Annotated in this window: 4 protein-coding genes and 1 pseudogene; 1 reads left to right on the forward strand and 4 read right to left on the reverse strand. The window is 54.1% G+C overall.

Annotation, left to right across the window (positions count from 1 at the left end; all coding sequences use genetic code 11):
- Positions 1-433 (reverse strand): annotated as a pseudogene (locus O2S87_RS17905) (transposase); the annotation flags it as partial.
- Positions 434-598: 165 nt separating this feature from the next.
- Between O2S87_RS17905 and O2S87_RS17910 the strand changes: the two are divergent.
- The gene (locus tag O2S87_RS17910) at positions 599-1,903 is read left to right on the forward strand and encodes an RNA-guided endonuclease InsQ/TnpB family protein (RefSeq protein ID WP_475410106.1); all 1,305 of its coding nucleotides are present in this window, start codon (positions 599-601) and stop codon (positions 1,901-1,903) included.
- Positions 1,904-2,002: 99 nt separating this feature from the next.
- Here O2S87_RS17910 and O2S87_RS17915 read toward each other — a convergent pair whose 3' ends face one another.
- The 3 genes from O2S87_RS17915 to O2S87_RS17925 all read right to left on the reverse strand — a co-directional run bounded on the left by O2S87_RS17915 (position 2,003) and on the right by O2S87_RS17925 (position 5,125).
- Positions 2,003-3,199, reverse strand: coding sequence for a Cdc6/Cdc18 family protein (locus O2S87_RS17915; RefSeq protein WP_475410107.1), 1,197 nt, complete (start codon positions 3,197-3,199; stop codon positions 2,003-2,005).
- A gap of 546 nt (positions 3,200-3,745) precedes the next feature.
- Positions 3,746-4,975, reverse strand: coding sequence for an RNA-guided endonuclease InsQ/TnpB family protein (locus O2S87_RS17920; protein ID WP_475410108.1), 1,230 nt, complete (start codon positions 4,973-4,975; stop codon positions 3,746-3,748).
- A gap of 3 nt (positions 4,976-4,978) precedes the next feature.
- On the reverse strand, positions 4,979-5,125 hold the full coding sequence (locus tag O2S87_RS17925; RefSeq protein ID WP_475410109.1) for a DUF2080 family transposase-associated protein: 147 nt from the start codon (positions 5,123-5,125) through the stop codon (positions 4,979-4,981).
- Positions 5,126-5,396: the final 271 nt, after the last annotated feature.

Genomic DNA, 5,396 nt, shown 5'->3' on the forward strand with positions numbered 1-5,396 from the left:
CTAGATCAGGATATGTCGTTATCACGTGGTCAGTGTCAGCAGATCCGTAGAACCGCCACTCGTGAAGATCGATGGCAACATCGACGAACGCAGGAAGTCGACGCTGCGATCGAAGGACTTCGAACAATCGATCACGGACGCCATCGAACTGGTCGTCGATGGCGTCCGTTGAGAGGTTTCGTAAGTGATACAAGAGTGATTTAGCGAGTGGGTTCCGAGCAGTGGACGTGACGTCGACTTGCTCGTCACGGTCAAGTAGGAGCGTTTTGCCACCCGTGTTTGCGAACTCGTGATCGAAGGCGATACGAGAGAGGATTTCGCCGAAATCCTCTCTCGTGTATTCACCGCACTGTTTCACATCGAAATCCAACTCCGGGAACAGCAACGTCGAAGCAGCGCGACAGACCTGTTTTGCCTCAGTTGTCTCGACCATTTTTTGACCAACGCGGCCCAACGTCAAGAGGCTCAGCTAGGTTCGGCAACTACTGTTCACGGCGGGCGTGAATCCGACATACCCACCACAGCCAACCGTGGGTAGCAGGCCGGATATTCAACGCCAACCCACACCATTAAGTAGGAATATCTACATATTCTATGTATGGCGGTTCAGGTTACTCGAACCTACGTTGCTACCATACGGAATCAGCAACAGGTTAAGGGTGATCTGGACTCGCTTGGGTTTGCCGCCTCGAAGCTCTGGAACATCGCCCGCTGGACGTGTGACCGCATCTGGAGCGAGATAGGGACAATCCCCGAGGATGGGCCACTCAAGGCATATCTGAAGAACCACGAACGCTACGCCGACCTCAATTCTCAGTCGAGTCAGCGAGTCATTGAAGAACTCGCTGAAGCGTTCCACAGTTGGTATGCCAAACGCCGAAACGGGGACGACCGCGCAAACCCGCCGAAGTATCGCAAGAACGGCGACGACCACCCACGGTCGACGGTCACGTTCAAAGAAGACGGCTTCAAATACGACGCGAAAAACGACCGTATTCGTCTCTCGAAAGGCCGGAATCTCAAAGAACACTGGTCAGATTTCATTCTCTGTGAGCTCGAAACCCGACCAGATGTTACTGTCGAGAACGTCCGTCAAGTGAAGGCAGTCTGGAACGGAGATGAATGGGAACTCCACATCGTCTGCAAACACGAGATCGAGGCCGAGTCTCCCGGCGATGAAACTGCCGGTATCGACCTCGGTATCTCAAATTTCGCTGCTGTCTCGTATTCGACGGCCGACCAGGAGTTGTATCCGGGGAACGCGCTCAAGACCGACGAACGGTACTTTGCTAAAGAGATAGCGAAGTGCAACTCGTCTCGGTCGAACAAAGCCATGAGACTCCGCAAGAAGCGTTCAGAGCGTCGGTCGCACTACTTGCACACCGTCACGAAACACATCGTTACAGAGTGTGTTGAACGAAGTGTCGGGACAATTGCTGTCGGCAACCTCGAAGGCATCCGTAAAGACAACGAGACTGGTGAGCCTCAAAACTGGGGCGACCGTGGGAACGAAGGCTTGCACCGTTGGGCGTTCGACCGCTTCACGGACTTGCTCACATACAAGGCGAAAGCCGAAGGGATCGCCGTAGTCGTAGTGAGCGAACGAGACACGTCGAAGACGTGTTCGTGTTGTGGGCAGAAGCGAGACGCCAACCGTGTTCAACGTGGCTTATACGTTTGTCGTAGGTGTAACGCTGTGATGAACGCCGACTCGAATGGTGCGGAGAACATTCGGTGTCGGTTAGACCAAGCACAAAAGGTAACTCTGAATCCTCGGTCTGCCGGGGATAGGAGTAGCGGGCGTGTGGCACGTCCAGTAGTCAACCTGTTCCGTCGTGGAGAACACGACCCAAGCTGTGGACAGGGGACGTTCGCTCAACAGGCGAGCAGCTGCAAACCATAAATATCCCAACTGCGGTCGGGAAGCCTCGCCGTTCACGGCGAGGAGGATGTCACGTCCTACGAGCCATTGAACACCCCTCGATGCCGCTGTAAACAGACGTCAAGCCGACTTGCAGGCCTTGATAACGAGTTCTGGCTCGTCGACGAGTTGGTTCACGGTGTGGGCACCGCGACCGCGACCACGTCCTTTGTGCTGTTGGCGGATGACCGACAAGAATTCTAACTCTGAGAGGAGATCACGCACCCGTCGATTTTTCAAGGGATCGGTCCCTTCCTGCTCGCACATAATCTCGTACAACGAATAGATATCCTCTGTCGGGATCTCCGGGTCGTCGTCATCGTGCTGTTGGGCCTGTAGGGCAAGCGCATTGAGTAGGTGTTTCGAGTGGCTCGGGAGCTTTGAAATCAGCTCCGAGAGTCGGTTGCGCTCTTCACGTTCGTGAGCCTCGTCGACGTGGATTTCACGAACGATCTCGTGTCCACGCTCGTAAGCCGACTCCCCAGCATACCGCAGGATGTCTATCGCCTTTCGGGCATCACCGTGTTCACGGGCTGCAAGTGCGGCGATTTTCGGAATGACAGCCTCCTCTACGACACCTTCACGGAATGCATCAATCCGAGAATTCAGGATTTCACCCAGTTGTTTTGCATCGTAGGGTGCAAACACGAGATTCCGCTCAGAGAGACTCGACCGTACGCGCTCGTTCAACGTCTCCTTGTAGCGGATCTTGTTACTGATACCGATGATACCGAGTGTACTGTCCTCGATTTTTCCCGACTCAGCTGCTCGCGAGAGTTGCATGAGAACGTCATCGCCGTCGAGTTTGTCGATCTCGTCGAGAATGACTAATCCTACGTCGTATCGATCTTCGAGGATGTTCCATAGCCGACGGTAGTAATCAGACGTACTCAGCCCCGACATTGGTATCTTCACGTCAGTTTCGTCGGGATCGTTCAGCGAGTCAGCAATCGAACGGACGGTCTGTGTCTCGGTTGAATCCTGGAAGCAGTCGACATAAGCGACACCTACCGCCACATCGTTTTCCTTTGCAGATGAGACGAGATCGTTAGTGATGTACTTTGTACAGAGTGATTTCCCAGTGCCTGTCTTTCCATAGACCAACACGTTGTTTGGTGTTCGCCCATGGGCAGCGTCTTTGATCGCGTTGGCGAGCTGGGTCAATTCATCGTCACGGCCGATAATCCGGTCTTTGTCGGGGAGGTGTTGAACCCGAAGCAAATCCTTATTGGCGAATATAGGATCGGGGTCGCCAAAGAAGGACGTCGAGTTAGACATACAGGATGCATTGTCACGGTGGGTTATGAATCTACCCCCACCACGTTGCCTCTGTAAAACACTCACTGAATTTTAGAGGTCGATGTGAACGGGCGGGAGAACAGTTGTATAGTAGTCTTTTGTGGAGATGACGTGAGACTTAGACCCTCCGTTGCCGCTGTAACGGTCTCGGTGGGCTACTCACCCACCCCACGTTGCCGCTGTAAGTCAGTCGATGGTCTGTGGGGTTGGAAATGTGGGATGTATCGTGTGAGCAGTGTTCTACTCGTTGGTATCAAGGGATTTGACGTCTCTATAACGGAAATAGCACCCCTCGGCTTCGTATCTTCACTGCCGAAAACGGTACGGCAGTTCAGCAAGCGAAAAGCGTGGTACGGTGGCAAACGACATACTAGTATAAGAAACCACTAGATTCCGATTGAATAGATAGCAGTATCGGCGACTGCTGTCGACTGCTGTTTTGATGTGTTGTACACCCTAGATCGCATTCTCGTGGTGTTTACAGCGGCAACGTGGGGTGTGTCTCTAGTGGTGAACTACCCCACCCTACTCGCTCACGGCTGACGCCGTTCGCTCCTTGAGGGTGGGGCTTCCTGTTTCCACGACGCGCTTTGCAGACACAACGGTGTCCACAGCGAGTGCAGTCTCCACAGGCGTTACTTCGGAGTGAACCACTCCTACGTCTTCGAGGCCGCGAGAAAGAATGTTCCATGCTGCGTTCGCGTCCCGATCCGCTTCAAACCCACACGAGGGACACGAGTGTTCACGAACCCACAACGGCTTATCCGTTGAAACACCGCAGGATGCGCACTCTTTCGTCGTTCCGCGCGGATTCACCGTCACGAAGTGCGTTCCTTCGCGTCGGCACTTGTACTCAAGCATCCGAAGGAACGTCCCCCACGCCGCACCAGCCCGGTTCCGAGAGTTACCGGGGAGTTCGACTAAACCCTTTGCGTCCAAGTCTTCTACGGCCACGAGGTCGTACTCGATAGCGTAGTGGTTCGAGAGTTTGTGCAAGAAGTCACGGCGCTTTCGCTTGAGATCTACCTGGCGCTCGGCCACGACCTTCCGTTGTTCCTCCCAATTCGCAGACCCGTGTTCTTTCCGTGAGAGATTGCGCTGGGCGCGTTCCAACCGCTCGCGTTCATCGGACAAGTCAAGCGACCCGACGGCTGTTCCGTCGGTATCGTGGGCGTACTTGAGAATCCCCACGTCGATGCCAACGGCTTTCTCTGGCGTCTCTGGTTTCTCGGGCGTGGCTTCGTCCACATCAATACCGAGCGTGGCGTACCACTCGCCTGTGGGTTCTTGCTTGATCGTGACCTGTTTGATCGTCGCGTTCTCGGGAATGTCTCGGTGGAGATGAATGGGGATCTCACCGATTTTGCTCAACCACAGGACAGGCCGACCACTCGTATTCTTGAGTTTGAAGCCGGACTGGTTGTAGGTGAGCGAACAGTATTCCCGAGGTGGTTTCCACTTGAGCATTCCCACAGCGCGCCCGTTTTCCTTCTGGGCTTTCAGTGTGGAGAGATTGTCGTAGACGCGCTTAACGACCATCTGCAACACTTTCGAGTGAACATCTCCGAGGTCATCCCACCACGTTTTGAGGTCGGGGAGTTGCCCCTGAACCTTGTATCGTGCGGGAATATCGTCTGCCTCGTTGAGCAGGTAGAGGACGTGATTGTATAGTTGTCTACAAGTATCGATGTGCGACAGAAGCGTCTCAGAGAGGATTTCTGATGGGTCGAGTCGATACTTGTAGTTGTACTGCATGGTCTACTCGTCGGATTTTGGCTCGGAGACGCGGACGACTTTCACGTCGGCTCCGCGCCAGCGTTTGGGAACGATGACATGGGCGCTATTTCCCGACGGTTTTGCGGTTCCGTCGAGGACTTCTTCGCCTTCAATTTCAAACCGATCCATCACCAATGTATAGACTATGGATGGACATAAAGGTAGTGGTGGGCCTGTGGGGGCGAATGTCGAACGAGTTTGAGAACCGTGCGGCGCTGTATCCCCTCCCTACTGCGTCCTCAGAAATCGTAGATTTCTGATGTGCGAACGAGAGCGAGAGTGGTCTGCGCTATGTTTGAATCTACGGAGCGCGTATAGGCGCTAATGAAGGCTTCTCGTCGGACCAAGTTGGTGAAACATCTGTCGGAAAAAGAGCTTGATGACGCGATCAATGAAGCAC

Source organism: Halohasta sp. A2, from assembly GCF_056175805.1.

Excerpts from the sequence above, each read along its gene's own strand:
- O2S87_RS17920 (WP_475410108.1), bottom strand. The coding sequence starts at position 4,975 with ATGCAGTACAACTACAAGTATCGACTCGACCCATCAGAAATCCTCTCT.
- O2S87_RS17925 (WP_475410109.1), bottom strand. The coding sequence starts at position 5,125 with ATGGATCGGTTTGAAATTGAAGGCGAAGAAGTCCTCGACGGAACCGCA.
- O2S87_RS17910 (WP_475410106.1), top strand. The coding sequence starts at position 599 with ATGGCGGTTCAGGTTACTCGAACCTACGTTGCTACCATACGGAATCAG.
- O2S87_RS17915 (WP_475410107.1), bottom strand. The coding sequence starts at position 3,199 with ATGTCTAACTCGACGTCCTTCTTTGGCGACCCCGATCCTATATTCGCC.